Origin of the sequence: Actinoplanes sp. NPDC026619 (assembly GCF_040638295.1) — a bacterium.
Lineage (GTDB): Bacteria > Actinomycetota > Actinomycetes > Mycobacteriales > Micromonosporaceae > Actinoplanes.
In genome coordinates this window covers 208,258-233,281 of record NZ_JBEZYA010000008.1, presented here as the reverse complement: position 1 = coordinate 233,281, position 25,024 = coordinate 208,258, and the positions used below count along the sequence as shown (strand labels likewise).

Annotated in this window: 23 protein-coding genes; 15 read left to right on the top strand and 8 right to left on the bottom strand. The window is 69.6% G+C overall.

All coding sequences use genetic code 11. The features are described from left to right. Positions 1 to 64 precede the first annotated feature (64 nt). The 5 genes from AB0E90_RS19995 to AB0E90_RS19975 form a co-directional block, all read right to left on the bottom strand. On the bottom strand, positions 65 to 1,300 hold the full coding sequence (locus AB0E90_RS19995; RefSeq protein WP_360407239.1) for a bifunctional glycosyltransferase family 2/GtrA family protein: 1,236 nt from the start codon (positions 1,298 to 1,300) through the stop codon (positions 65 to 67). Positions 1,301 to 1,460: 160 nt separating this feature from the next. Further along, a complete protein-coding gene (locus tag AB0E90_RS19990) occupies positions 1,461 to 3,524 on the bottom strand; it encodes a glycosyltransferase family 39 protein (protein WP_360407236.1) in 2,064 nt (687 codons plus the stop codon). 152 nt (positions 3,525 to 3,676) lie between these two features. Then, positions 3,677 to 4,741 (bottom strand): 3-deoxy-7-phosphoheptulonate synthase, encoded by a 1,065-nt coding sequence (locus AB0E90_RS19985; RefSeq protein WP_360407233.1) that lies wholly within the window; start codon positions 4,739 to 4,741, stop codon positions 3,677 to 3,679. A 197-nt stretch (positions 4,742 to 4,938) separates the two neighbouring features. After that, on the bottom strand, positions 4,939 to 6,540 hold the full coding sequence (locus AB0E90_RS19980; RefSeq protein WP_360407230.1) for a HAMP domain-containing sensor histidine kinase: 1,602 nt from the start codon (positions 6,538 to 6,540) through the stop codon (positions 4,939 to 4,941). Then, entirely contained in the window at positions 6,518 to 7,255 is a 738-nt protein-coding gene (locus AB0E90_RS19975) for a response regulator transcription factor (protein WP_360407227.1), read from the bottom strand. The genes AB0E90_RS19980 and AB0E90_RS19975 overlap by 23 nt, the downstream gene beginning before the upstream one ends. Before the next feature lie 130 nt (positions 7,256 to 7,385). Between AB0E90_RS19975 and AB0E90_RS19970 the strand changes: the two genes are divergently transcribed. After that, the gene (locus tag AB0E90_RS19970; protein WP_360407224.1) at positions 7,386 to 7,634 is read left to right on the top strand and encodes a hypothetical protein; all 249 of its coding nucleotides are present in this window, start codon (positions 7,386 to 7,388) and stop codon (positions 7,632 to 7,634) included. 18 nt (positions 7,635 to 7,652) lie between these two features. After that, positions 7,653 to 8,018: an RCC1 domain-containing protein gene (locus AB0E90_RS19965; protein ID WP_360407221.1), complete on the top strand. Its 366-nt coding sequence runs from the start codon at positions 7,653 to 7,655 to the stop codon at positions 8,016 to 8,018. Here AB0E90_RS19965 and AB0E90_RS19960 read toward each other — a convergent pair. Then, the gene (locus AB0E90_RS19960; protein ID WP_360407218.1) at positions 7,963 to 10,122 is read right to left on the bottom strand and encodes a hypothetical protein; all 2,160 of its coding nucleotides are present in this window, start codon (positions 10,120 to 10,122) and stop codon (positions 7,963 to 7,965) included. The two genes, AB0E90_RS19965 and AB0E90_RS19960, sit on opposite strands and share 56 nt — an antisense overlap. A gap of 139 nt (positions 10,123 to 10,261) precedes the next feature. Here AB0E90_RS19960 and AB0E90_RS19955 point away from each other — a divergent pair, with 139 nt between their 5' ends. Continuing rightward, positions 10,262 to 10,624, top strand: coding sequence for a tetratricopeptide repeat protein (locus AB0E90_RS19955; protein WP_360407215.1), 363 nt, complete (start codon positions 10,262 to 10,264; stop codon positions 10,622 to 10,624). Then, complete coding sequence (locus AB0E90_RS19950; RefSeq protein ID WP_213011267.1) at positions 10,621 to 10,905, top strand: Smr/MutS family protein; 285 nt, start codon at positions 10,621 to 10,623, stop codon at positions 10,903 to 10,905. The genes AB0E90_RS19955 and AB0E90_RS19950 overlap by 4 nt, the downstream gene beginning before the upstream one ends. Here AB0E90_RS19950 and AB0E90_RS19945 read toward each other — a convergent pair. Continuing rightward, positions 10,902 to 13,256 carry a M28 family peptidase gene (locus tag AB0E90_RS19945; RefSeq protein WP_360407212.1) on the bottom strand — a complete coding sequence of 785 codons (2,355 nt, stop codon included), beginning with the start codon at positions 13,254 to 13,256 and terminating at the stop codon, positions 10,902 to 10,904. The genes AB0E90_RS19950 and AB0E90_RS19945 overlap by 4 nt on opposite strands. Before the next feature lie 75 nt (positions 13,257 to 13,331). On the opposite strand from AB0E90_RS19945, the gene AB0E90_RS19940 reads away from it, so the two are divergent. The 10 genes from AB0E90_RS19940 to AB0E90_RS19895 all read left to right on the top strand — a co-directional run bounded on the left by AB0E90_RS19940 (position 13,332) and on the right by AB0E90_RS19895 (position 23,715). Next, positions 13,332 to 13,667, top strand: coding sequence for a hypothetical protein (locus AB0E90_RS19940; protein ID WP_360407209.1), 336 nt, complete (start codon positions 13,332 to 13,334; stop codon positions 13,665 to 13,667). 79 nt (positions 13,668 to 13,746) lie between these two features. Beyond that, entirely contained in the window at positions 13,747 to 14,949 is a 1,203-nt protein-coding gene (locus AB0E90_RS19935; protein WP_360407206.1) for a SpoIIE family protein phosphatase, read from the top strand. 55 nt (positions 14,950 to 15,004) lie between these two features. Beyond that, entirely contained in the window at positions 15,005 to 16,606 is a 1,602-nt protein-coding gene (locus tag AB0E90_RS19930; RefSeq protein WP_360407204.1) for an ATP-binding protein, read from the top strand. Beyond that, positions 16,603 to 17,058: a response regulator gene (locus tag AB0E90_RS19925; protein WP_360407201.1), complete on the top strand. Its 456-nt coding sequence runs from the start codon at positions 16,603 to 16,605 to the stop codon at positions 17,056 to 17,058. The genes AB0E90_RS19930 and AB0E90_RS19925 overlap by 4 nt, the downstream gene beginning before the upstream one ends. Then, positions 17,051 to 17,860, top strand: a complete 810-nt coding sequence (locus AB0E90_RS19920) for an inositol monophosphatase family protein (protein ID WP_360407198.1) — start codon at positions 17,051 to 17,053, stop codon at positions 17,858 to 17,860. The genes AB0E90_RS19925 and AB0E90_RS19920 overlap by 8 nt, the downstream gene beginning before the upstream one ends. Next, positions 17,857 to 18,630: an SDR family oxidoreductase gene (locus AB0E90_RS19915; RefSeq protein ID WP_360407195.1), complete on the top strand. Its 774-nt coding sequence runs from the start codon at positions 17,857 to 17,859 to the stop codon at positions 18,628 to 18,630. The genes AB0E90_RS19920 and AB0E90_RS19915 overlap by 4 nt, the downstream gene beginning before the upstream one ends. 62 nt (positions 18,631 to 18,692) lie before the next feature. Continuing rightward, on the top strand, positions 18,693 to 19,694 hold the full coding sequence (locus tag AB0E90_RS19910; RefSeq protein ID WP_360407192.1) for a hypothetical protein: 1,002 nt from the start codon (positions 18,693 to 18,695) through the stop codon (positions 19,692 to 19,694). Continuing rightward, positions 19,691 to 21,166: a fused MFS/spermidine synthase gene (locus AB0E90_RS19905; RefSeq protein WP_360407189.1), complete on the top strand. Its 1,476-nt coding sequence runs from the start codon at positions 19,691 to 19,693 to the stop codon at positions 21,164 to 21,166. The genes AB0E90_RS19910 and AB0E90_RS19905 overlap by 4 nt, the downstream gene beginning before the upstream one ends. 72 nt (positions 21,167 to 21,238) lie before the next feature. Next, positions 21,239 to 22,966: a serine/threonine-protein kinase gene (locus tag AB0E90_RS19900; protein ID WP_360407186.1), complete on the top strand. Its 1,728-nt coding sequence runs from the start codon at positions 21,239 to 21,241 to the stop codon at positions 22,964 to 22,966. Positions 22,967 to 22,989: 23 nt separating this feature from the next. Continuing rightward, positions 22,990 to 23,715 (top strand): SDR family oxidoreductase, encoded by a 726-nt coding sequence (locus AB0E90_RS19895; protein WP_360407183.1) that lies wholly within the window; start codon positions 22,990 to 22,992, stop codon positions 23,713 to 23,715. Between the two features lie 28 nt (positions 23,716 to 23,743). On the opposite strand, the gene AB0E90_RS19890 is transcribed toward AB0E90_RS19895, so the two are convergent. Continuing rightward, complete coding sequence (locus tag AB0E90_RS19890) at positions 23,744 to 24,142, bottom strand: hypothetical protein (protein WP_360407180.1); 399 nt, start codon at positions 24,140 to 24,142, stop codon at positions 23,744 to 23,746. Between the two features lie 94 nt (positions 24,143 to 24,236). Between AB0E90_RS19890 and AB0E90_RS19885 the strand changes: the two genes are divergently transcribed. After that, positions 24,237 to 25,024 (top strand): hypothetical protein (locus tag AB0E90_RS19885; RefSeq protein ID WP_360407177.1); only part of this gene is annotated, 788 nt, incomplete at its 3' end.

Genomic DNA, 25,024 nt, shown 5'->3' with positions numbered 1-25,024 from the left:
TTTCCAGTGGGACTGAGTGCCGGGGATGTCCTCGTGATGCGCGCTCCCGCATCACGGGCGGCGGTCAGTCCCGAGTGTTGACTCGGCGGGCGCGGAAGACCCAGATGCGGAGCATCAGGAAACGGACCGCGGTGGCAAGCAGGTTGGCCAGGATCAGGACGATCAGCTCGACGACCTTGGACGGCTTGGTCGACAGGTGGTCGAGTAGGGCGAGCGAGCCGCTGGTCAGGCCGAGGCCCACGGCGAAGACGATCAGTCCCTGGGCTTGGTGACGCCAAGCGCCGTCGTTACCCCGTACACCGAAAGTGATTCGGCGGTTGACCGCGGTGTTGGCGACGGCGGTGACCAGCAGGGCGATCAGGTTGGCCCACTGCGGGCTCACGCCGGTGCGGAGCAGCGCATACAGGGCGAGGTAGGCCAGTGTGCTGGCGGCCCCGACCGCGGCGAAGCGGATCAGCTGGCCGGTCAGACCGGCCGGGACGCCGGCCACCGGCAGCGGGTTGCGGCCCAGCTGCTCGCGGAGGGTGCCGAGCGGCAGGCTGCCCGATCCGAAGGCGCGCAGCAGCCGGACGATTCCCTTGAGGTCGGCGATCGCGGTCGCCTTGATGTCGACGCGGCTGTCCGGGTCGTCGACCCAGTCGACCGGCACCTCGTGGATGCGCAGCCCGGCCCGCTCGGCCAGCACCAGCATCTCGGTGTCGAAGAACCAGCCGGTGTCCTCGACCATCGGCAGGAGCCGCTCGGCGACGTCCGACCGGATCGCCTTGAAGCCGCACTGCGCGTCGGAGAACCGCGCCGACAGGGTGCCGCGCAGGATCAGGTTGTAGGTGCGGGAGATGAACTCGCGCTTCGCGCCGCGGACCACCCGGGAGCCGCGGGCGAGCCGGGAGCCGATGGCCAGGTCCGAGTGGCCCGAGATCAGCGGGGCGACCAGCGGGAGCAGGGCGCCGAGGTCGGTGGAGAGGTCCACGTCCATGTAGGCCAGGACGGCCGCGTCGGAGTGGGTCCAGACGTACTTCAGCGCGCGGCCGCGGCCCTTCTCCGGCAGGTGCACCGAGGCCACACCGGGAAGTTCGGCGGTGAGCCGGCGGGCCACCTCGGCGGTCGAATCGGTGCTCGCGTTGTCGGCGACCGTGATCCGGAAGCGGTACGGGAAATGCGCCGAGAGGTACGCGTGCAGACGGCGTACGCACGGCTCGAGGTCGATCTCCTCGTTGTAGACGGGAACGACCACGTCGAGCACCGGAGCGTCGAATCGGGTCGAGTCGGCCGCGTGCGATGGCATCGTCGTAAGGCTCATGTCGTCAAATTTCTGCCTCACAACTGGGCAATACGTAAGGCAACACTGTGCGGGCCCTGTGAGTCCGTTTTCGCCTTTGTGAACGTTTCCCCAACGGGTGAATGCCAGTTGGGGTGGCACCCGGTCGGATGCCACCCCAACGATGAAGGTAAATGCCTGGTCAGCTCGTCGGCGAGGTCAGGTCGTAGACCGTGGTGCTGCCGACGGTCTTCGCGGTGAAGTTCGCGGTCACCCACGCGGCGATCTGCGAGCTGTCGTTGCTGCCGCTGCTGTTCGAGCCGCCCACACTGCCGCTGCCGATGAAGTAGTGGATCTTTCCGTCGGCGACGTACTGCTTGAATTGGGCGAGCGTCGGGGACGGGTCGGTCCCGTTGAAGCCGCCGACCGCCATCACCGGGTCACTGGTGGCCAGTTGGTAGCCGGACGCGTTCTGCGAGCCGACCGTGGCCGCCACCCAGGTGTACTTGCCGGCCTCGGCCTGGAGCAGCGCCTTCATCTCGGAGCTGACCGAGACGGCGTCGAGAAGACCGCCCATGCCGCCACCACCGCCGCCGCGCATGCCACCACCGCCGTTGGTCTGGCCCCCGTTGGTCTGGCCCCCGTTGGTCTGGCCGCCGCCACCGGGGAAGCCGCCGCCGCCAGGCCCGCCGCCGCCACGGTTGCCGCCGCCGCCACCACCGCCGGGACGACCGCCACCGCCGCCGAATCCACCGCCGGTCGACGGCCCCGCGGTCGGGATCGACCCGGTGTGTCCCTCGGACGCGGTCTGAACGGCGTACGCAGCAGGTCCGGCAAGAACCGCGACCAATGCCGCCCCGGCCGACACCACCCCGAGCCGTGCCGCAAGGCGCGGCGAAGCCATCAGCGCCGAGGCGAGCACCCCCGCCGCCGCGACCAGGCCGCCGAGCAGCACGACCCACCGCAGCCAGGGCAGGAAGTCCGAGCTGCGGGTCAGCAGGTGGTAGCACCACCAGGCGGTGGTCGCGATGGCCGCCGCCAGCGTGGCCGCCGCGATGATGTTGCGCCGGTTGCGCCACAGCAGGACCGATCCCATGCCGACGACCGCGCCGATCCCGGGGGCCAGGGCGACGGTGTAGTAGGCGTGGAAGATGCCCTGCATGAAGCTGAAGACGAGGCCGGTGATCATGAGCCAGCCGCCCCAGATCACGAAGCCGGCCCGTTGCCGGTCGGTGCGGATCCGCGGTGCGGTCAGCACCAGGCCGGCCACCAGCACGATCAATGCGCCGGGGAGGAGCCAGGAGATCTGGCCGCCCTGCGAGCTGTCGAACATGCGCAGCAGACCGGTCTCACCCCAGCCGCTGCCGCCTCCGCCGCCGCCGACGCTGCCGGTCTCGTCGCCGGAGAGCCGGCCGAGCCCGTTGTAGCCGAGGGCGAGCTCGAGGATGCTGTTGTTCTGCGAGCCGCCGATGAAGGGCCGCGCCGAGGCCGGCACCAGTTCGACGATCGCGATGTACCAGCCGGCCGAGACCACGATGGCGACGAAAGCAAGAAGAAGCTGAATGAATCGTTTGCCCAGCTTGGGCGGCCCGGCGATCAGGTAGGCCAGGCCGAAGGCCGGTACCACCAACAGGGCTTGGAGCATCTTGGCGAGGAACGCGAAGCCGATGAACGTGCCGGCCAGCAGGAGCCACTTGGTCTTGCCGTTCTCGATCGCCCGCGAGGTCGCCCAGGCGCCCGCGATCATCAGCAGGACCAGCATCGCGTCCGGGTTGTTGAAGCGGAACATCAGCACCGCGATCGGGGTGAGCGCCAGCGTGGCGCCGGCGATCAGGCCGGCCGCCGGGCCGAACCAGCGTTTCACCGAGCTGTAGAGCAGCCCGACGCTGGCCACGCCCATCAGCGCCTGGGGCACCAGGATGCTCCACGAGTTGACCCCGAAGATCCGGGCAGAGAGCGACATCACCCACAGGAAAGCGGGCGTTTTGTCCACTGTGATCGAGTTGGCCGCGTCGGAGGAGCCGTAGAAGAACGCCTTCCAGCTCACCGACCCAGCCTGGGCGGCGGCCGAGTAGAACGCGTTGGCCCAGCCCGATTTGTCGAGTCCCCAGATGTAGAGGACGCCGGTGAGCAGGAGGAGTGCGTAGAGCGAGGGCCGCACCCAGGTCGGATCGCTACCGAGAAGCAGACGGCGGAGCCGAGATGGGGGAGCCGACGGCGGTGGCGAAGGAGGCGCCAAGGGCAAAGCGGGCAACGTCGAGGTCATCGAGGCTCCACAGGCTGGTGGATCATTTACTCGACAACTCTCGACGCGTGCCCTGTCCGACCTTTGTGGCCTTCCTGTTTGCTCGCTGTGAGCGCGAGGAGTGAGCCGGTTTTGCGAGCCCCGCAGTCGCGAACGAAAGGTGGCTCTGTGAGTTACCGAGCGCGACGCTTCGCCGACGCCGCGGCGAGGTTTTCGAGCACCTCGACGGTCGGCTCCCAGCCCATGCAGGCGTCGGTGACCGACTGCCCGTAGGTCAGGTCGCCGCCGAGATCCTGCCGCCCCGGAACGAGGAAGCTCTCCAGCATGACGCCGCTGATGCCGCGCTGGCCGTCGGCAACCTGACCGGCCACGTCGTCGGCGACCAGCGGCTGGCGCAGGTGGCTCTTGCCGCTGTTGCCGTGCGAGCAGTCGATCACCAGGCGCTCGGGCAGACCGGCCTTGCGCAGCAGCTGAAGTGCGCCCTCGACGTCCTCAGCGCTGTAGTTCGGGCGGCCGCCGCCACCGCGCAGCACCAGGTGGGTGTCGGGGTTGCCGGTGGTGTGCAGGATCGCCGGCGTGCCGGAGTAGTCGATGCCGGGGAAGACGTGCTGCGCGGCGGCGGCCTGGATGGCGTCGATCGCGGTGCTGATGCTTCCGTCGGGGCGGTTCTTCATGCCGATCGGCATCGAAAGACCGGAGGCGAGCTGCCGGTGGACCTGCGATTCGACGGTACGGGCGCCGATCGCGCCCCAGGCCACGGTGTCGGCGATGTACTGCGGGGTGATCGGGTCGAGGAACTCGACGGCCGTGGGCAGGCCGCGGCCGACGATCTCGAGGAGCAGCTTGCGCGCGATGCGCAGGCCAGTGCCGACGTCGCCGGTGCCGTCCAGCGCCGGGTCGTTGATCAGACCCTTCCAGCCGACCGTGGAGCGCGGCTTCTCGAAGTAGACCCGCATCACGATGAGCAGATCGTCGCTGAGCCGGTCGGCCTGCTCGCGCAGCAGCCCGGCGTACTCGCCGGCGGCGATCGGGTCGTGCACGGAGCACGGGCCGACGACGACCAGCAATCGTGGATCTCGCGCGTTCAGCACGTCCTCGGCCTGCCGGCGGCCGTCCAGCACGGTGTCGTGCAACTCGGCCGTGAGCGGCAGTTCGTGGTGTAGGAGAGCGGGGCTCATCAGCGGTACGACGGTGGCGATGCGCTGGTCACGGACGCGCTGGACCTCGGGGATGGTCACGGTGTTTCATCTCCTTAGCCGGCGCCCGTGGCGAGAGCCGGCATGCTCGTGGGCAAAACAAAAGGCAGCGACGACGTCGCTGCCTTTGCCGGCTCTTGCTGGGGTGTCTCAGGTCATGCGGTGACGACCGAGGCACCGGCGAGAGCCGGCCCGGTAAACCACAGATACGCACGAGACACGTCGGAGAGCATAGCGCGTCAGCGGGTCCGGGGCGCTGCCTGGGACAACTGACCAGCTGATGGGACGAGCCCGGGCGGCACGACCGGCAGGACCACGGTGAAGACGGTCTGGCCCGGGACGCTCTGCACGGAGACGTTTCCCCGATGCGAGGTGACCACGGCGTGCACGATCGACAGGCCGAGGCCGGTGCTGCCGGCCGCACGGGACCGGGAGCTGTCGCCGCGGGCGAACCGTTCGAAGATGTGTGGCTGGAGCTCGGGCTGGATGCCCGGTCCGCTGTCGATGACGTGCACGACCGCGGACTGCTCGTCGGAGCGGACCGAGACGGTGACGGTGGTGCCCTCCGGCGTGTGGGTGCGCGCGTTGGCGAGCAGGTTGGCCAGCACCTGATGCAGGCGGGAGCCGTCTCCGATCACGGTGACCGGTTCCTCGGGCAGGTCGAGCTGCCAGTAGTGCCGCGGGCCGGCGGCGTGCGCGTCGCTGACCGCGTCGACGACCAGCATGGTCAGGTCGACCGGGTCGTGCGCGAGCGGGCGGCCGGCGTCGAGCCGGGCGAGCAGCAGCAGGTCTTCGACCAGGCCGGTCATCCGCTTGGCCTCGGACTCGACCCGGCTCAGCACGTGCGCGATCTCTTCGGAGATGGGCGCCCGGCTGCGACGGCTCAGCTCGGCGTAGCCGCGGATGGCCGCGAGCGGGGTGCGCAGCTCGTGGCTGGCGTCGGCGACGAACTGGCGCACCTGCATCTCGCTGGCGTGGCGAGCCTCGAGGGCGCCGCCGACGTGGTCGAGCATCCGGTTGAGGGCGGCGCCGACCTGGCCGACCTCGGTGCGGGGATCGGTGTCGGCTTCCGGCACCCGCTGGGCCAGCTGCACCTCACCGTGATCGAGCCGCAGCTCGGAGACGCGGCTGGCGGTGTTGGCGACCCGGGCCAGCGGCCGGAGCGTGCCGCGGACGATGAGCGCGGCCGCCCAACCGGCGATGACCAGGGCGATGAGCACGGCGCCGCCGGTCACGAGAGCGACCTTCAGGAGAACCTGATGCAGGTCGCTCAGAGTGAGCGCGACGATCCTGATGGTGCCGTCTCCGTTGTCCTCAGCGACGACCCGGAATTCCCCGATTGAGCCGAGGTTGACGTCCGTCGGAGTGCCGTCCGTCTTGACCGCGATCAATGTCACCTGCTGTGCGGCGTTGAGGTCGGAGGTCCAGCCGAGATCCAGTTGACTGGTGCTGGAGGTGGAGTCGGTAGAGGGAACGAATCCGACCACGCCGCCTTTGAAGTCGCTGGCGTCGGCCGAGTCGTAGGTGGCAGTGACCGAGCCTGGCTCCGAACCGGGCGTCGGTTTATCTCGGTAGTCGGTGTTGTTGAACTGACGGCCCCCGGGCGGCTGACTTCCGTTGTTGCCCCGGGCCGGGTGCATCGACTGGGCGAGCTTCTCGTCGAGCTGGGTGTACAACTGCTGGCGGAGAATGACCTCGGCGGTGCCGCCGACGGCGACACCGATCACGGCCAGCAGGGCGATCATGATCGCCACGATGCGGGTACGCAGCGACCAGCCCCCTGGGCTGCGCCAGCGGGCGGGACGGCGAACCGAGATCTCAGTCGGCCGGCTTGAGGACATAACCAGCCCCGCGCATCGTGTGGATCATCGGCGCGCGACCCGCGTCGATCTTCTTACGAAGGTACGAGATGTAGAGCTCGACCACGTTGGCCTGGCCACCGAAGTCGTAGTTCCACACCCGGTCCAGGATCTGGCTCTTGCTCAGCACCCGCCGCGGGTTGCGCATGAGATAGCGCAGCAGCTCGAACTCGGTCGCGGTGAGCGTGACCAGGTCGCTGCCCCGGCGCACCTCGTGGCTGTCCTCGTCCAGCGACAGGTCGCCGACGACCAGCAGCGACTCGGTGCGCATCGGGGAGTGACCCATCCGGCGCATCAGTCCACGCAGCCGGGCCACCACCTCTTCCAGGCTGAACGGCTTGGTGACGTAGTCGTCGCCGCCGGCGGTGAGGCCGGTGATCCGGTCTTCCACCGAGTCCTTGGCGGTGAGGAACAGCACCGGCACCTCGGGCGATTCGCCGCGCAGCCGGCGCAGCACCTCGAGCCCGTCGATGTCCGGCAGCATCATGTCGAGAACGACGGCGTCCGGGCGGAAGTCCCGGGCGGTGCGAACGGCGCTCTGGCCGTCGCCGGCGCTCTTCACGTCCCAGCCCTCGTAACGCAGGGCCATGGAGAGGAGCTCGGCCAGCGTCGGCTCGTCGTCGACCACGAGGACTCGAACCGGGCCACCGTCAGGGCGGCGGAGCTCGGTGCCGGATTCTTGGTTCGCCATCGTCATGCCCCTACTTTCACGGGCCCCGCTTTGTGCTGCCTTTCCGCTTCCTGTGTAGCACCTGTGACCCGCACGCACAGGAAGCGCAAGGATTTCGCACAGCAGGCTGACACCGTACGCGCTGATCGTGGTGGTCATGACAAACCCGATGAAGCACCAGACGACCGGTTGGACGCGCCGCACCCGACTCGTGGCGCTGGGCGCCGTGGTCGCGGTGGCCGCCGTCCTGGGCCCGGGAACGGTCGCGACGACGCGGCTCGGCGCGGCCAGCGAGGTGGCCGGCTATTCGACCGTCTCGGTCGCGGACACGATCCGGAGCCAGGCCATGCTGGCCGAGGTTGCGGCGGGCCGCGGGCGCGTGTCGAAAACTCTCGAAAGCGTATAAAACGCCCATAATGGTTGCATGCGGATCATGCGTCGGGTATTGGCGATCTTGGCGCTGGTCGGGGTGGTCGGCCTCGTTGGGCCGGCCTCGATGGCGCGAGCGGACCAGTGCGCCGGCGAGTGCCGGGCGCGTCTCGTCCAGGTCGGGCTCCGAGGCCGAGTCGTGCAGCTCGTCGCCGACGGGGACAGCACCTGTGCGCTGACCGAGGCCGGCGACGTCTACTGCTGGGGCGCCGGCTACCCGGAGCCGTATCGCTCGGGACGTAACCCCCTGCTGCTCGTCATGATCGGCGTACTGCTGCTGGCCGGCGGCGCGACGATGGTGATGCTCAGTCGCTCGTCACTGCCAGAGCCGCATCCCGGAACGCATCCGCCCCCTGCTTGATCCGCTCAGTGGCCCTCGGCTGGTTCCAGTCGTCCCAGGTCACGTTGCCGATCACCTGATCGGTGCCGGATGCCGAGGCGGTGACGGTCACCCCGGGGCTGCGCTGAGTGGTCAGCTTGCCGGACTTGGGCACGCCGACCGCGTGCGACGACGGGTCGGCGAACGCCATCATGGCCCACGGCACCCGTACGGTCAGGGTGTCGCCGTCCAGGTGCCACAGCGCCCGGCTGTCGGCGTTGCTGTTGTCCGGGTCCCATACGCCGTACTGAAGAAGCCCGGCATTTTGCATTTCGATCGGCATTTTCGCGCCGGTGGTCGGCACCGTCTGCGCCCGGTTCACCAGCAGCTCGTAGGGTCGCCAGCCGTCCGGCGCCTGGGCCCGCGCCGAATCCGGGATGTCCCCGTCCAGCTGCAGCGGATCGAGTTGTTCCCGCACGTACGCCTGACCGGTGTGACCCACCAGGTTGAGCGCGAAGATCGCGTCCGGCCGCCGGTCGGCGCTGCCGGCCATCGGCGCCCCGGTGAGGCTGGGCAGCGGGTCGAAGCCGAGCAGCAGCGATCCCGGCCGGGAGTCACCGAGCTTGACGGTCAGATGCAGGTAGGACTCGTCGACGTGGGCATCGACCCGGCGAGCCGGCCAGCCGCCGTCCGCGTCCATCAGCTTGGCCGAGTCGGTGTCGCCCGACGCGTCCATCGCCAGCAGCCCGAAGCCCTGCTCGTTGGTGAGCGGGTCGTGCCACAGCTGGCGCCGGTTCGCGACCTGGTGCGAGACGGTGTTCCAGGTGTAGCGGAACCACTCGTCGGCCCACTCGAACAGGAATCCGCCGGCCAGCCCCGCCGACCGCATGTCGCGTAGCAGCCCGGCGGTCATCCGGGTGGCTTCGACCTCGGTGTGATTGCCCTGGTCACGATCGAGCGGACCGTTGTGCGCCGAGCCGATCGACGACGGCACGCCGAATTCGGTGATGATCGTCGGCATCGTGCTGTGGTGATCGCGCAGCGCCTTGAGATAGGCGAGATAGGGGTCACCCTGCGCCTGAAGCTTGGGCTCATAACGCAAAAAATCCGGATAGTACGGGTACGCGTGATAGCTCGCGAACGTCCCGGCCGGCCAATCCGCCGTGGGCAGCACGTGGTTGGCGTCCAGCTGGAGCTGATCCTCCTGGCGCAGCGGCTCCTCGGGGTGGCGCAGCGGATCGGTGGTCGCCCAGTTCACGAACGCGATCGGCTGGGACAGCTTCGTCGCCGCTTCGTACCCGGCCAGGTCGTTCATCCGGTTCGCCAGCCAGCGCTCGGTCGGCGACGCGTCCGACGTGCTGTGGAAATACCTACCGGTCACCGCCTTGGCGTTGGCGTTCTTCCGGTCCGAGGCCATCGCGGCGGCCGGGTCGAGTTCGGAGCCGATGAGCCAGCCGGCCAGCCAGGGGGTGATGTCGGCGGACCACTCGCCGCCGACCCGGCCGGGCAGGCTGGTGCGGGCCAACTTCCCGGACACCGCCTGGGCGGCGTCCTTCAACTCCTGCCGAAAGGCGTCGGTGACCTGCGGATCAAAAAGATTTCCCTTCTTGATGTACGCGTCACCGACGAGCGAAACACCCTGCATCACGTAGAGCGGCCGGTCCGGATTGGCCTGGTTGTACGCCGCCAACTGTTGATAGAACGCCGGCGGGTGGATGTCGTAGATCCGCACCACCCGAATGCCCAGCCAGCTCATCGCCGCGAACCAGGCCCGATATTGGGCCGCCGAGATCGACACGTCGGCCGGCACGTGCCCGGGCGTGGTGTTCCCGAGATCCACCCCGGGCAGGAAGGTGCGCGGGCCGGCCGCGGTGTGCAGGACGAACTGCTGCCCGTCGGCGCTCGCGACCATGCTCAGGCCGCTCGCCGCGACCGGGGCCGGCCGCCACGGAGTCCCGGTCGGTGGCGACGGTATCTCCCGCATCCCGGCGATCAGCAGAGCCGGCGAACGCAACGCCGGCGACGAGGTGGCGCCCGACAACGTCAGGCACAACGCGAAGGCGAACACCGCGAAGGCGGTCGCCCGGGCGCGCCCGAATCGTGGACGGGCCGGCATGGACACGACATGGCTCGGAAAGTCCCCCACGCAGGCATTGTCCGACTAAAAAGTTGCTGTATGCGGCGAATTGTCGGGAACCTGGAAGGGTTGGAACACTCGCCGTTGGGCCGATGTTGTGCCAGCGTTGACCAAGTCGAGGCGGCGCGAACGTGTGGGGAGCGTGCACGTGGATCTTCTCGAGGAGTACCGCAGAGCCACCTTCTTCTTCGAGTCCGGCGACCCGCTCGGCGCGTCCAAGCTGCTCGAGCCGATCGTCGAGGCCGAGCCGCACAATGCCGCCGTCCGCCAGTTGCTGGCTCGCGCATACTTCAACTCGGCCCAGCTCGGCCGGGCGGAGGCCCAGCTCAGGGCCTTGATCGAGCATGATCCGTCGGACCACTATGCGCACCACGTGCTCGGCCGGACCCTGGAACGGGACGGCCGTTTCCGTGAGGCGTTACCGCACCTGCGGCTGGCCGCGGCGATGAAACAGCACAGCGACTACGAGGACGCCGTCCGCCGGGTCGAGGAATGGTTGGGGAAACAGTGAAGCTCAAGCTCGACCTGCACGACATCTTCAACCGGGGCCAGGAAATCGACCGTGCCCTGCGCGGCATCATCGACGAGGCCATCGAGAAGAAGGCCGCGATGGTCGAGATCATCCCGGGCAAGGGCAGCGGCGCACTGAAGAAGAAGGTGCTCCGCTTCCTCGACCAGCGCGAGATCAAGCAGCTCTACCACCGGGTGGAGAAGGACGGCGACAACTGGGGCCGTCTCTTCGTCCACTTCCGCCACGACGCCCCGACCGGCCGCCGGGGCCGCGGCCGTTAGAAGTCGTAGGTGGCCGCCACCGCCAGCATCTCGCTGCTGTGCGAGCCGACGATCCCGACGCCGGCCGGCCGCGCCGTGAAACCGGGCAGGGCGGTCAGGCCGTCGCTGCCGTCCATCGCCCGGAACTTGACCTGGCCGGCGGTCTGCACGGTCAGGGTGACCTCGACGCCGTCGGCCGGCGGCGCATGGAAGACGAAGCCGAAGCCCCACGGACCGTCGTCGGCCACCTTGCCGATGGTCATCGCCCGCCCGCCGATGGTCGCCGCGGTGACCTTGACCCCGGCCGCGACGTGCAGCGTGGTGAGCCGGACCGTCCGCTGCGGCTGGAGGCGGAGCCTCAGCACGCGACTGTCGCCCGACCGGGTGTCGGACAGCAGCGTGAGCTTCGGCGCCGGCAGTGAGGCGGACTGAGCCGGCCCGGTGCGCAACTCCTCCGGCCCGAAGGCGGGCAGCGTCGTGTTGACCTTGTGCAGGTCGCCGGAGACGTAGTGCGACGTCCACTTCTGCACGACCGGCTCGTCGCTGAGCCACTGCGCGGTGTTGTTGTCGGCGTCCAGCGCGTACATCAGGTGGGTCAGGGCCGGATGTTCGGTGTCGAACCGGTCGACGCTGAGCCCGGCGACGGTGCAGACCACCACGGCCAGCAGGGCGGCGAAGGTGGGCAGCATCCCGCGGCGGCGGCCTCGCAGCGCGTCCAGCCCGTGCTGACTCTCGGCCCGGGGGTGGATCAGATCGACGACCGGTAGCAGGGCCAGGCCGAGCAGCACCGTGAGGAACGCGCCGGTGGCGCCGAGCTTCAGGCCGAGCGCCGGGAACAGCATGATCACCGTCGGCAGCAGGATGAGGACGGCGATCGCGCCGCCGATCGTCACCGCGAGCACCGACCACCAGCCACGGGTCAGCACCGCGACGATGCCGGCGAGCGCGCCGGCCAGCGCGGGCAGCGCGGCCAGGTAGGAGCCGCCGGGGGTGACCGCGGCCAGCACCACACCCAGCACGGCCAGCCAGCCCAGTCCGGCGATGGCGAGCGTGGCCGGGCCGGCCACGCGGCGTAGCCAGACGAACCAGGCCAGCACGACCAGCGCGGCGATCGCGACCACGGCCAGGCGGTACCACTCCGGGCGGTAGGGATCGATGGGCATTTCCGCGTAGCCAGGGCGGATCAGCTTCAGCAGAGCCCAATAGAGCTGGGCCAGCACCGGCGCCACGATGATCGGCACCACGGCGAGGGCGGACGCCTTGACCAGGCGCTTGCTGTCGGTCAGGGTGCGCCGCCGGGCCAGCCAGGCCAGCGCGATCACCGCGAGCAGGGCGAGAACGGCCAGCGGCCAGACGAGTTCGCCGGGATAGCGGACGAGCAGGCCGGGCGCCGGGAAATAGGTGGCGTCGTCGCCGCTCTTCAGGCCGGCCAGGTCGCGATCGCCCAGTGCCCGAGTGACGGCCAGGGCGTTGTCGCCATGATGTTGCAGGCTGTCCTTATCCATCGCGGTCGGCGTGTCGGTCGGCGCGTGATAAACCGCCGCGCCGTCGATGTAGGCGGAATTGAGCCCGGTGAAGCCCGCCTCGCGGAACGCGGTGAAGTCGGTGTCGTTGGGCAGCAACCGGTAGATCTCGACGGCGAAGGACGTGCCGACCGGCTTGGGCGCCTGGCCGTAGATGTCGACCAGGCGGCGGTTGTTCTTCGCGGTCTCGAACATGATCGCCGGGCCGCTGCTGCCGCGCGCCTCCAGGTTGATGACGATGCCGCCACCCTTGGCCAGCGGATTCTGATCGACGAACGCCTTGGCCCCGCAGAGGCAGGCCTCCTCACCGTCGGTGAGCACCAGCACCACGTCGTTGCGCAGGCGGGGACCGCTGGTCAGGGCTCGGGCGGTCTCGAGGATCGCGGCGGTGCCGGCCGCATCGTCGTTGCCGCCCGGCCCGACCTGAACCGAGTCGGTGTGGGCGACCAGGAAGATCCGGCCGGTGGAGGCAGTGCCGGGAATCGTGGCGATCACGTTGCGAACGCGCGCGAAGCCGGCGCCCCCGGCGCTGGACGAGAGATCGGCCCCCTGCACCGACACCGTGTCCTGCACCTCGGGCGTCAAGCCGAGCCCGCGCAGCGTGCTGAGCAGGTAGTCACGCACCCGGTCCTGCGCCGCGCTGCCGACCGGATGCGGTTCCGTCGCGATCGCTTTGACCTGGTCGAATGCGCGGGCGGCGCTGAACTCGGTGGCCGGTACCGACGCGTTGCGCGCGGCCGGCGGCTGCACCGACCAGATCGCGGCGGCGCCGATTGCCAGGAGAGCGGCGACGGCGGCAAGCGCGGCCGGCACCCGGTGGGTAGCGCCGGCGAGGGCGGGGGCACTCATGGGTGACATCTAAGCGGGTAGCTATGACGCCGGGTAGGCATAAGATCATTTAATGCGTGGCCTAGCGTTGACACCGTGAGTGCACCGATCGACCCGGCCGCCGTCCTCGCCGCATTCATCGACGCGGTTGACCCTTATGACCCGAATCCCGGGGCCGACCCGGTCGCCGTCGTCGGTGTCCGCACCGCGCTCGGCGAGGGTGTATTCGCCATGAGCGACCACGTCGTCCGCGCCATGTGCAGGGCGTTGGCCTCCTATCGCGACCCGGAGGACCGCGGCACCTGCAACGGCTGCGGCAGCCGCCGGCTCGACGAGAACCTGCACTGCCAGGACTGTGGGCGGTTGCACGGCATCCTCGGCCAGGTGATCGCCGAGCACGCCCGGCGGGTCGCGGCAGAGGGCCAAACGTGACCTACTCGGAGTTGTGCGCCCGGCGGCGTTGGTACACGATCGTCCGGTCTGGTCCGGTCACAGCGAGTGGGGTAAAGGGATGACTGATAGATCGGTCGCCCCCCGTGTCCGCATCGGGTCGGCGCCCCCGCGGGAGCGCCTGCGCGTCCTGTTGGTGGAGGACGACGAGGGCGATGCCTTTCTGGTGCGTGAGCTGCTGAGCGAGGCGGATGCGCCGTTCGAGCTCGCGGTGGCGACCACCCTGCGTGAGGCCACGTCGATGATGCGCGGCGTGCAGTGCGTGCTGCTCGACCTGGGCCTGCCCGACGCCGAGGGCATCGATGGCCTGCGCCAGTTGCTCGCGGTGGCCGGCAGTGCCGCGGTGTGTGTGCTGACCGGCCGTTCCGACGAGCACCTGGGCGTGGACGCGGTTGCCGAGGGTGCGCAGGACTACCTGGTCAAGGGTCAGGTCGACGGGGTTCTGCTGACCCGCGCTCTGCGCTACGCGGTGGAACGCAAGCGCGCCGACGAGAACGCCCAGCGGCTGCGTGAGGTGGAGCTGCGGCAGGCCGAGTCGGCCCGGCTGGAGCGTGGTCTGCTGCCACAACCGCTGATGTCGACCGAAGCTGTGCAGGTGCACACGTTCTACCGCTCCGGGCGGGCGCTGGGCCTGCTCGGCGGCGACTTCTTCGACGTCGTGCAGATCGGCGCCGACAAGCTGCATGTGATCGTCGGCGACGTGTGCGGGCACGGCGTCGACGAAGCGGCGCTCGGCGTCGAGTTGCGGGTGGCCTGGCGGGCGCTGGTGCTGGCCGGGGTGCCGGAGGAGCAGGTGCTCAGCTCGCTGGAGCAGGTGCTGATGAGCGAGCGGCGGGCCCGCGAGGTGTTCGCGACCGTCGCGTCGGTGGTGCTTGATATTCCGCACAATCGGGCGACGGTGCGGCTGGCCGGGCATCCGACGCCGGTGCTGCTGTCCGGGGGCCGGGCCGAACCGGTGGCGGCCAAGCCCGGCATCGTGCTCGGCGTGCGTCCCAAGCCGGCGCCGCCCACCGTGCTGCAGTTGCCGGACGACGACTGGTCGCTGCTGATGTACACGGACGGTTTGATCGAGGGGCATACCGGTAACGGCTCGGAGCGGCTCGACGTGGACGGCCTGTGCGGGCTGCTCGACGAGCCGGCCGCGCAGGGAGTGCCGTTGCCGGCGCTGCCCGCCTGGCTGGTCGGCCGGGCCGAGCAGGCCAACGGCGGCCCGCTCGCCGACGACGTGGCGATGTTGTTGATCTCTCGTGGGGGTGGCCGGTGAGAGCGAGGAGTGAGCCGGTTTTGCGAGCCCCGCAGCGCGAACGAAAGGTGGCTCTGTGAGCTTCTTCGAACTGCGCCGGTGGACGCTGCGCCGGCGGGTCGCGGCGCTGTGCGTCACCATCGGCGTGCTGCTGAGCGCCCTGGCGGTCTACGCGGTGATCACCGCCGCTCAGCACAACCGTCAGCTTGACGACGCGCTCAACCGGGCCAGCCCGATGCGGGCCGCCGGCGAGTCGCTGAACACGGCCCTCGTCGACCAGGAGACCGGCATCCGTGGGTACGCCATCACCGGGCGGGAGGCCAGCCTCGGGCCTTACACCGCCGGCGTGGCCGACGAAAAACGGCTGGTGGCCCGGATCGAGGAGCTGCTCAAACCGGAGGATACGAAGATCCGGGCCGCCCTCGACGTGGTCACGCAGCGCGCTCAGGCCTGGCATGACGAGGTCGCTCAGCCGGTGATCGATGCCATTCGCACCCAGGGCCCTCTGGCCGGCCAAGCCAAGATCACGGCCGGCTCGACTGACGCCTTCGACTCGCTGCGGGTCGCGATCAACCAGATGCAGACCGAGATCCAGGTGCTGCGCGCCTCGGCGGCGGACGCGGCCAAGCACAGCAGCCAGACCATGGTGTCGATCATGATTGCCGCGGCCGCGATCATCATCCTCGCCGGGGCCGCTCTGCTTCTGCTGATGGATCGCCTGGTCAGTCGCCCGGTGGTGGAACTCGCCTCCCAGGTTCGGGAGGTGGCCGCGGGCGATTACGAGAGGGACATCGATCGGGTCGGCTCGCCGGAGCTGGCCAGCCTCGCCGCCGATGTCGACGGCATGCGGCAGAAGATCGCCAATGACCTGGCCGAGGTACGCGAGGCACGCAGCCAGGTCGAGTGGGTGAACGATCAGCTCAAGGCTCAGGCCGAGGAGCTGACCCGGTCCAACCGCGATCTCGAGCAGTTCGCCTACGTCGCCTCGCACGACCTGCAGGAGCCGCTGCGCAAGGTGGCCAGTTTCTGCCAGCTGCTGCAGCGGCGGTACTCCGGCCAGCTGGACGAGCGCGCCGACCAGTACATCGCGTTCGCGGTCGACGGCGCCCAGCGGATGCAGCGCCTGATCAACGACCTGCTGGCGTTCTCCCGGATCGGGCGGATCACCGCCGGGTTCACCGACGTCGACCTCGGCCGGGTGCTCACCGAGGTGAAGTCCCAGCTCGAGGCGCGGGCCGGTGACGACGCCGAGATCAGCTGGGCCGGACTGCCCACCGTGGAGGGTGAGGAGCCGCTGCTCACCACGCTCTTCGTCAACCTGATCGGCAATGCGCTGAAGTTCCACCGGCCGGACGTGCCGCCGGTGGTGCACATCACCGCGAAGCGCGACGGCGACGAGTGGGCGATCAACGTACGGGACAACGGCATCGGCATCGAGGCCGAGTTCGCCGACAAGGTTTTTGTGATCTTCCAGCGGCTGCACGCCCGGGACGCCTATGAGGGAACCGGAATCGGACTGGCCATCGTGAAGAAGATCGTCGAATATCATGGCGGACGGATCTGGCTGGACCTCGAGGTCGAGGAAGGCACGTCGATCAACTTCACACTCCCGGTGGCTCCCGGCACGCCGGACGTTGAAGTGTCGACGGACAAGAAAGAGGAAGAGGTCGCTGCGTGACATCTCCGACACGTGCTGACGGCACGCCGATCGAGGTTCTCCTGGTCGAGGACGACCCGGGCGACGTGCTGATGACGCAGGAAGCGTTCGAGGAGCACAAGGTCCGTAACCGGCTCAACGTCGTCTCCGACGGCGCCGAGGCGCTGGCCTACCTGCGGCGCGAGGGCGAGTACGCGGACGCCGTCCGCCCTGACCTGATCCTGCTCGACCTCAACCTGCCCCGGCGCGACGGCCGCGAGGTCCTTGAGGAGATCAAGAAGGACGAGGAGTTGGGCCGCATCCCGGTCGTCGTCCTCACCACCTCGGCCGCCGACCAGGACATCCTGCGCAGCTACGAACTGCACGCGAACGCGTACGTGACGAAGCCGGTCGACTTCGAGCGGTTCATCGCGGTGATCCGCCAGATCGACGAGTTCTTCGTCAGCGTCGTGAAGTTGCCGCCGCGTGCTTGATCAGGTCGCCGATCTCATCCGGGAGGTCGCGGCGACGATCGTCCTGCCGCGCTTCCGGCACCTGGCCGCGAGCGACATCCAGCAGAAGTCGCCCGGTGACCTGGTCACTGTCGCCGACAAGGAGTCGGAGAAGGCGCTGACCGCCGGTCTCACCGCGCTGCTGCCGGGCTCGACGGTGGTCGGCGAGGAAGGGGTCGCGGCCGATCCGCGGCTGCTGGCACGAGTCGGCGACCCGGGCGCGGTGTGGATCGTCGACCCGGTCGACGGCACCAACAACTTCGCGGCCGGCAAGGCGCCGTTCGCCATCATGGTGGCGCTGCTGCGGGACGGCGAGGTCACGGCGTCCTGGATCCTCGACGTGCCCGGCGACCACCTGACGGTGGCCGAGGTGGGCGCGGGGGCTTATCGCGACGGCGTACGCGTCAAGACCCGCACCGATGATCCGGGCGCGGCCGCCCTGCGTGGCGTCGTCGCCACCCATTACCTGCCACAGCACCTTCGGGAGATCGCCACCGCGAACGCGCCGGCGCTCGGCCAGGTCACCAACGGTCACCACTGCGCGGGATATGAATATCCGGCCGTGGCCACCGACGAGCAGCAGTTCGCGCTGTTCTGGCGCATCCTGCCGTGGGATCACGCGCCCGGCTCGCTGATCATCCGGGAGGCGGGCGGCACGGTCCGTCATCTCGACGGCTCGTCCTACCGCCCGACCGACAGCGAGCGCGGCATGCTCGTGGCATCGAACGACGATGTCTGGAACACGGTCCGCGACACGCTTTTTCCGGATATCTCGGTGCTGTGAACGCGTACCTCGAAGAGATTTTCGGTCTCAAGGACCGCCTGGCGCTGGTGACCGGCGGAAGCTCGGGCATCGGCCGGGCGATGGCCGTCGCACTCGGTCGCGCGGGCGCGAAGGTGCTGCTGGTGGCCCGGCGCGAGGCGCCGATGGCCGAGGTGGTGGGCGAGCTGCGCGGTTACGGCGCGGTGGGCCACTCGATCTCCGCGGACCTCGCCGACCGGACGGCCGTCACGCAGGTCATCGACAAGATCATTGAGGGGTACGGCGAACCCGACGTGCTCGTCAACGCGGCCGGGGTGAATCGCCGCCCGCCGATGGACGAGCTCACCGTGGACGACTGGGATGTGACTCTCGCCGCCAACCTGACCGCGCCGTTCCTGCTCGGGCAGGCGTTCGGGCCGCGGATGGCCGACCGCGGCTGGGGACGAATCATCAATGTGGTCTCACAGCAGGCGTTCCGGGCATACGGGAACTCCGGCGCTTACGGCGCCTCCAAGGCCGGCCTCGTCGGACTCACCCGTTCGCAGGCCGAAGCGTGGTCCCGGCACGGCGTCTGCTGCAACGCGGTCGCGCCCGGCGTGGTGCACACCCCACTGACCGAGGCCGTCTTCGCGGATGAGAACAAAGTGGCCGCACATGCCGCCCGGACGATGATCGGCAGAAATGGCGTACCCGGCGATTTTGGGTCTTGTGCGGTCTTTCTGGCCAGCGAAGCAGCCGTTGCGGTGACCGGTCAGACACTCTTCGTCGACGGTGGTTACTCCGCCACTTGAACGATCCGCTGATCCCTTGCGTAGCACGGTAAAGTACCCCGCGCTGACTCTTGGGAGGTTCCGTGGCGGCGGTTGTCCTTCGGCGGATCAGCGCTGTCCTGGCGCTGCTCGTCGCGTTCGTGTTCATGGTGAGCACGCCGGCTCTGGCCGACCCCGATGAGGGGGACAGCAAGACTCTGCGCAACGCGCTCGAGTCCGCGGCCAAGGGTCAGGCCGACGCGATCCAGAAACTCAACGCCTCCAAGAAGCGACAGACCCAGCTGCTCGCGACCGTCCAGACCTCGACGGCGTCGGCGAAGGCCCTCGAGTCGCAGGTGGGCACGATCGCCAACCGGTCCTATCGGATGGGCCGCACCAGCACGATGAGCATGCTGCTCAACTCCAGCTCACCCGACTCGTTCCTGGAGCGGGTGCAAAACCTTGACATGATCGCCCAGCTCGACGGTCAGATCCTGACGCAGTACCGGGACGACGTGGCCCGGGCGCAGGCCGCGAAGGCCGCCGTCGACAAGGAGATCAAGGAGCAGGAGAAGCAGGTCGCGGCGCTGACCAAGAAGAAGAAAGAGGCCGAGCTGGCCCTCGGCAGCGTCGGTGGCGGAGGCGCGGCCGGTGGTTTCGTCAACGTCAACTCGCCGCTCGCCAAGCCGGCGCCGCGCAACTCGGACGGGTCCTGGCCCAAGGAGTCCTGCACGGTCGACGACCCGACCACGTCCGGGTGCATCACGCCGCGCACGCTGCACGCCTATCAGGAAGCGCGGGCGGCCGGCTTCACCCACTACACCTCCTGCTTCTCGGAACGCTCCTCCGGCGAGCACCCCAAGGGCCGGGCCTGCGACTTCTCTGCCAACGCGTCCGGGTTCCAGAACGTGGCGGCCTCCGGCAGCGACAAGACGTACGGCAGCAACCTGGCCGCCTTCTTCGTGAAGAACGCCGATAGGCTCGGGATCATGTACGTGATCTGGTACCGGCAGATCTGGATGCCGGGCAGCGGCTGGAAGGCATACAGCGCCAGCGGTGGCCCGTCCGTGGTGCACACCAACCACGTCCACCTGTCGATGCTGTGACGGCTGGCTCTCCACGCGCTCTCCCGTCCGGGCTGGCCACCGCTCTCGTCTTCACCGCCAGCGGTGCCGTGCTCGTCCTGGAGATCGTCGCGTTGCGCCTCGTCGGCCCGTACGTCGGCGTCACCCTGCAGGTGAGCAGCTCGGTCATCGGGATCTCGCTGGCCGCCATCGCGTACGGGACGTGGCTCGGCGGTCGTCTCGCCGACCGGTTCGACCCGCGCGCGTTGCTGGCCCCGGCATTCCTGCTGGCCGCCATCGGCACCGCGGTCACCCTGCCGTTCGTCCGCTACGGCGGTGAGATCCTGCGCGGCGGGGCCGCCGGGGCCGTGCTGCTGCTCGCCGCCCTGGCCGTCTTCCTGCCCGCGTTCCTGCTCTCCACGATCACGCCGATGGTCGTGAAGCTGCAGCTCAGCGACCTGGAACGGACGGGTTCGGTGGTCGGGCGGCTCTCCAGCGTGGGAACCCTCGGCGCGATCACCGCGACCCTCGCCACCGGCTTCATCTTCGTGGCCGCCCTGCCCACCAACTGGATCATCCTGTGCCTGGCCGCGCTGCTCGCCCTCGGCGGCCTCGTGCTGGCCTGGTGGCTGCGCCGCGACCTGCCCGGACAACCGCGCACTCGGGCCGTGCTCGTCTCGGTCGGGCTGGTCGGCGCCGGGCTGGGCGCGGTCGGGCCGACCCCGTGCGACGTCGAGACCGCCTATCACTGTGCGCGGGTGGACCGTGATCCCGCGGTGCCCGGCGGGCGCACGCTGATCCTCAACTCGGCGCGGCACTCGTACGTCGATCTGAACGACCCGACCCACCTCGAGTTCGCGTACGTGCAGTGGATCGCGGCCGTCGCCGACGTGCTCGCGCCCCGCGACGCGCTGCACCTCGGCGGCGGCGGGTTCACCCTGCCGGCCTATCTGCGGCACACCCGGCCCGGCATCCAGCAGCAGGTCATCGAGCTCGACGGTGGGCTGGTCGACCTCGACAAACGGGAGTTGGGACTGGTCACCGGGCCCGACCTGCGGGTGCGGGTGGGCGACGCCCGGGTCGGGCTGGCCGCGCAGCCGTCCGCCGCGTACGACCTGGTCGTCGGGGACGCGTTCGGCTACCTCGTGGTTCCCTGGCACCTCTCGACCCGCGAGATGATTTCGGATGTCTCCCGCGTCATGCGTCCCGCCGGCATCTACGCCCAGAACGTGATCGACTACCCGCCCGACCGCTTCATCAAGTCCGAGCTGGCCACCGTCGCGGCGGTGTTTCCGCACGTGGCACTGATCGCCCCGCCGGGGGCCCTGGCCGGCGACCACGGCGCCAACTTCGTGATCGTGGCGTCGAAGAGCCCGCTGCCGCTCGACGCGATCCGGGCCGGGCTGTCTCGTCTCGAGGAGGCGGCCACGCTGCAGGACGGGGCCGGTTTCGCCGGCGGCGCCCGGGTGCTGACCGACAACTACGCTCCGGTGGACCAGCTCCTGACGTACTGAATCCGCTCGTTTCCCGTCCTGGGTTTTCCCGTGCGGTGCCGAGTGGGCCGCGCGGCGGGTCACAATCGGCATATGGGGCGAAAAGGTCAGGCTGCCCCGCGTCGTATCGCCGGCCGGTACCGGCTCCTCGAGAAGCTCGGCACCGGCGGCATGTCGGAGATCTGGCGCGGTTACGACGAGACTCTCGGCCGGCCGGTCGCCGTCAAGGTGCTGTCGCCGCGACTCGCCGACGACCAGAGCTTCCGCGACCGGCTGCGGCAGGAGGCGCTGGCCGCGGCCCGGCTCAGTCACCCACACATCACCGGCATCTTCGATTTCGGCGAATCACCGCTGTACGTCGTGATGGAGCTGAACGACGGCGAGTCGGTCGCGGCCAGGCTCAACCGGCGGGGCGCGATGCCGTGGCGGGAAGCGGTCACGGTTGCCGTCGAAGTCGCCTCCGCCCTGGCCACCGCACATGCGCGCGGAATCGTGCACCGCGACGTCACCCCGGCAAACGTGATGCTGACCGGCGCCGGGGCCAAGGTCGTCGACTTCGGCATCTCCGCCATCGTCGGCGAACGTGATGCCGCCCCCGACGGCAGCCTCCTCGGCACCCCCGCCTACCTCGCGCCCGAGCGGCTCGGCGGCGCCCAGGTCTCCGCCGCCGCCGACGTCTACGCCCTCGGCCTGCTCCTCTACCGCTCGCTGACCGGTCGCCTGCCGTGGCCCGCCGAGACCACCGCGGAGGCCCTCCGGGCGCATCTGTACGCCGACCCCGAACCGCTGCCCGCCCTGCCCGACATGCCGCCTGAGGTCGGCACGCTCTGCCTGAGTTTTCTGGCCAAGACGCCGGGCGACCGTCCCGACGCGGTCGGAGCGGCCCGCGCCCTGGCCGCCACGGTGGGCATCAAGCCGAGCCTTCCGCCCCTGCGTGAGCGTCTCGACGACGCCCCACCGCCGGTTCGCGCCGTCGCCTCCGCCGGGTCGGCTCCGGTCGGCGCTTCTGGTTTTGGGGTTCGGCGGCTGCGGGAGTCGGTCAGCCTGCTGCGTCTGCGAGTTGGCCTCAAGGTCGGCAGCCGGCTGCGCGTGGGTGCGGTCCGGCCGCTGGGCGGAGGGCTCTTCGCGGGCGGCGGGGCCACCCGCTCCGTGCTGACCGGGCGCGCCCTGTTCGCCGGCCGGCACCGCGTGCAGGCCGCGCTGGTCACGGCCTCGTTGCTGGGCGCGGCGGGGGTCGGCTGGGCGGCGACGCGCGAGTCACCCAAGGTCGAACAGGCCCAGGCGGCGGGTGCCGTACCGGCCGCGGTCGCTCCGAAGGACGACGCCTGCGCGGTCCGCTACCAGCTCAAACGCGACTCAGGCCGAGAGTACGAGGCGCTGCTGACCGTCGCCACGACCGACGAGGTGGGTCGCGGCCAGTGGCGGGTGGTCTTCGCCTATCCCGGTTCGCAGCGCCTGACCGGCTCTCCGAAGGCGGTCGTGCAGAAGGGCCGCAAGGTGACCGCCAAGGGCCGCGGCGCCCTGCGCACGTTCACTCTGCGTGGCGACTATCGCGGCTACAACCCACTGCCGCTGACTTTCACGATGGACGGCCGCCGCTGCCGGGCCGAGGTGCTGGGCGGCACGACGCAGGAGGTCAGCGAGGCCTCCGGCGCTGCTGCTTCGGCCACTACTAAGCGCAACCGACCGCCCAGCAAGAGCGGCACCCCGCGTAAGCGAGTGAACCGACCGCAACCCTCCACGCCGTCACCCGCTTCGTCCACTCCGTCGCTGCCGCCGCCGATGACCCGCAAGGGGTCGGGCTTCTCCCTGGCGCTGTGAGCCCGCGGACTAAGGTCTGAGGAATGTCGAGACTTGCGGTGGTGACCGGAGGCGGAACCGGAATCGGCCGGGCGACCGCCGGAATGCTGGCGGGCGAGGGGTACGACGTCATCATCGTCGGCCGCCGCGCCGAAGTGCTGACCGACGCCGTGAAGTGGATCGGCCCGCAAGCCACCGCCGTGCAGGCGGACGTCTCGGACCCCGCGCAGATCCCCCAGGTCGTGGCGGCGGTCGGCGACCGTGCGCTGGACGTGCTGGTCAACAACGCCGGCGCCTACATCCCCGGCGAGGATTCCACTCTCGACGAGGTCGCCGCCCAATGGCACGCCACCTTCGACTCGAACGTCCTCTCCGCCGTGCTGACGACCACCGCACTGCTGCCGTCGCTGCGCCGACCCGGCGGCCGCATCATCCTGACCAGCTCGATCGCCGCCCAGCGTGGTGGCGGCGGCCCGTACTCGGCGGCCAAGGCGGCCCTGCACGGCTACGTCCTCGACCTGGCGACCCAGCTGGGCGAGTCCGGCATCACCGCCAACGTCATCTCGCCCGGCTACATCACCGACAGCGAGTTCTTCGACGGCCGGATGACCCCCGAGGGCCACGAGCGCCGCATCAACCAGAGCCTGCTGAAGCGCGCCGGCGCCCCCGACGAGATAGCCGAGGCGGTCCGCTGGCTGGCCGGCCCCGGCGGCAGCTTCGTGACGGCCCAGATCATCAACGTCAACGGCGGCACAGTCCTAGGCCGCTGACCGCCTCGACGCGTTGCGGGGCTTGGGGTTACTTCGCGCCGCCCGTGAATCGGCCTTCGCCTTCGCGATTGGCCCGGAAGCGGAGGCCGGACCAGCGGTCGTCGATGGCGACCTGGCCGCACGGGCGCATGTCGAAGTCCGCAACGATCGGCCACAGACTGTCGCGGTTGATGTCGGCCTTGTTGCCCTTGGGATAGGCCACCCAGAGCACACCCGGCTTAGTCAGGTCAGCGCTGTGCTCCTCGAGAAGCTTGCGCGCGCCCGCCGCGTCATCGGCGAAGAGCACCGCCGTGCTCGCGGTCGCCAATGTGTCAACCTCGCGCACTCCCTCAGGCATGGGAGTGAGCAGCGGCAGTCGCGCCGGATCGGACAGCCAGACAGTCGTGTTCGGCTTGATCAGCAGCTTCTCGGCAATTGTCTTGGACATACCCCGAGCCTTCCACCGACAATTTTTCTTGTCAACACTTTCCGCCAGTCCGCAGTGACCCCATCACGACGCCGATGTCCGATACGGTCGCCGCATGGCAAGGATCCTGGTGACGTCGATGCCCTTCGCCGGTCACGTCGGCCCGATGAGCGCGCTGACCGCCGAGCTGGTGCGCCGCGGCCACGAGGTGGTCGCCTACACCGGAGCGAAATACCGCGACCGCTTCATCTCCGCCGGCGCCAGCTGGCTCCCGTGGATCAAAGCAACGGACTACGACGACGCCGACCTGGCAGCCACCTTCCCCGAGGTAGGGGACGGCAAGGGCTTCAAAGGCACCCAGGCCAACGGCGAATACGTCATCTTCGGCACCACCGCCGGCCAGATCGCCGACATCATGGCCGGCGCGCCATACGACCTGCTGGTAACCGACCAGGTCTCGCTCGGCGGCGCCATCGCCGGCCAGGCCCTGGGCATCCCATGGGCCACGGTCGCGGTCACGCCGCTTTCCCTGACCAGCCGCTATCTGCCTCCGCTGGGCCTCCCGTGGACCCCGGCAACCGGCCCACTGGGCCGAGCCCGCGACGCCGCCTTCCGAGGCCTGCTCAGCCTGGGCTACCGCCGCATAACCGATCCAAAGCTGAACCGCCTCCGCGCCGACGTAGGCCTACCCCCAGTCGCACCGGGCCGCCTGTTCGACGGCGTCTACTCCACCGACCTGATCCTGGCCCAGGGCGTCCCCGGCCTGGAATACCCACGCCCTGACCTCCCTCCCTACGCCCACTTCCTAGGACGCCTGGCCCCAGCAACCCCGCCACCCGCCCCCGGCACCCAACCAAGTACGCCCAACCAGGTAGACCCAGCCGCCGCGCCTGCCGCGCCTGG

What these genes read in the sequence shown, in the direction of transcription:
- AB0E90_RS19995 (WP_360407239.1), bottom strand. Translation starts at nt 1,300, where the DNA reads ATGAGCCTTACGACGATGCCATCGCACGCGGCCGACTCGACCCGATTC.
- AB0E90_RS19990 (WP_360407236.1), bottom strand. Translation starts at nt 3,524, where the DNA reads ATGACCTCGACGTTGCCCGCTTTGCCCTTGGCGCCTCCTTCGCCACCG.
- AB0E90_RS19980 (WP_360407230.1), bottom strand. Translation starts at nt 6,540, where the DNA reads ATGTCCTCAAGCCGGCCGACTGAGATCTCGGTTCGCCGTCCCGCCCGC.
- AB0E90_RS19975 (WP_360407227.1), bottom strand. Translation starts at nt 7,255, where the DNA reads ATGACGATGGCGAACCAAGAATCCGGCACCGAGCTCCGCCGCCCTGAC.
- AB0E90_RS19970 (WP_360407224.1), top strand. Translation starts at nt 7,386, where the DNA reads ATGACAAACCCGATGAAGCACCAGACGACCGGTTGGACGCGCCGCACC.
- AB0E90_RS19965 (WP_360407221.1), top strand. Translation starts at nt 7,653, where the DNA reads ATGCGGATCATGCGTCGGGTATTGGCGATCTTGGCGCTGGTCGGGGTG.
- AB0E90_RS19945 (WP_360407212.1), bottom strand. Translation starts at nt 13,256, where the DNA reads ATGAGTGCCCCCGCCCTCGCCGGCGCTACCCACCGGGTGCCGGCCGCG.
- AB0E90_RS19935 (WP_360407206.1), top strand. Translation starts at nt 13,747, where the DNA reads ATGACTGATAGATCGGTCGCCCCCCGTGTCCGCATCGGGTCGGCGCCC.
- AB0E90_RS19900 (WP_360407186.1), top strand. Translation starts at nt 21,239, where the DNA reads ATGGGGCGAAAAGGTCAGGCTGCCCCGCGTCGTATCGCCGGCCGGTAC.
- AB0E90_RS19895 (WP_360407183.1), top strand. Translation starts at nt 22,990, where the DNA reads ATGTCGAGACTTGCGGTGGTGACCGGAGGCGGAACCGGAATCGGCCGG.
- AB0E90_RS19890 (WP_360407180.1), bottom strand. Translation starts at nt 24,142, where the DNA reads ATGTCCAAGACAATTGCCGAGAAGCTGCTGATCAAGCCGAACACGACT.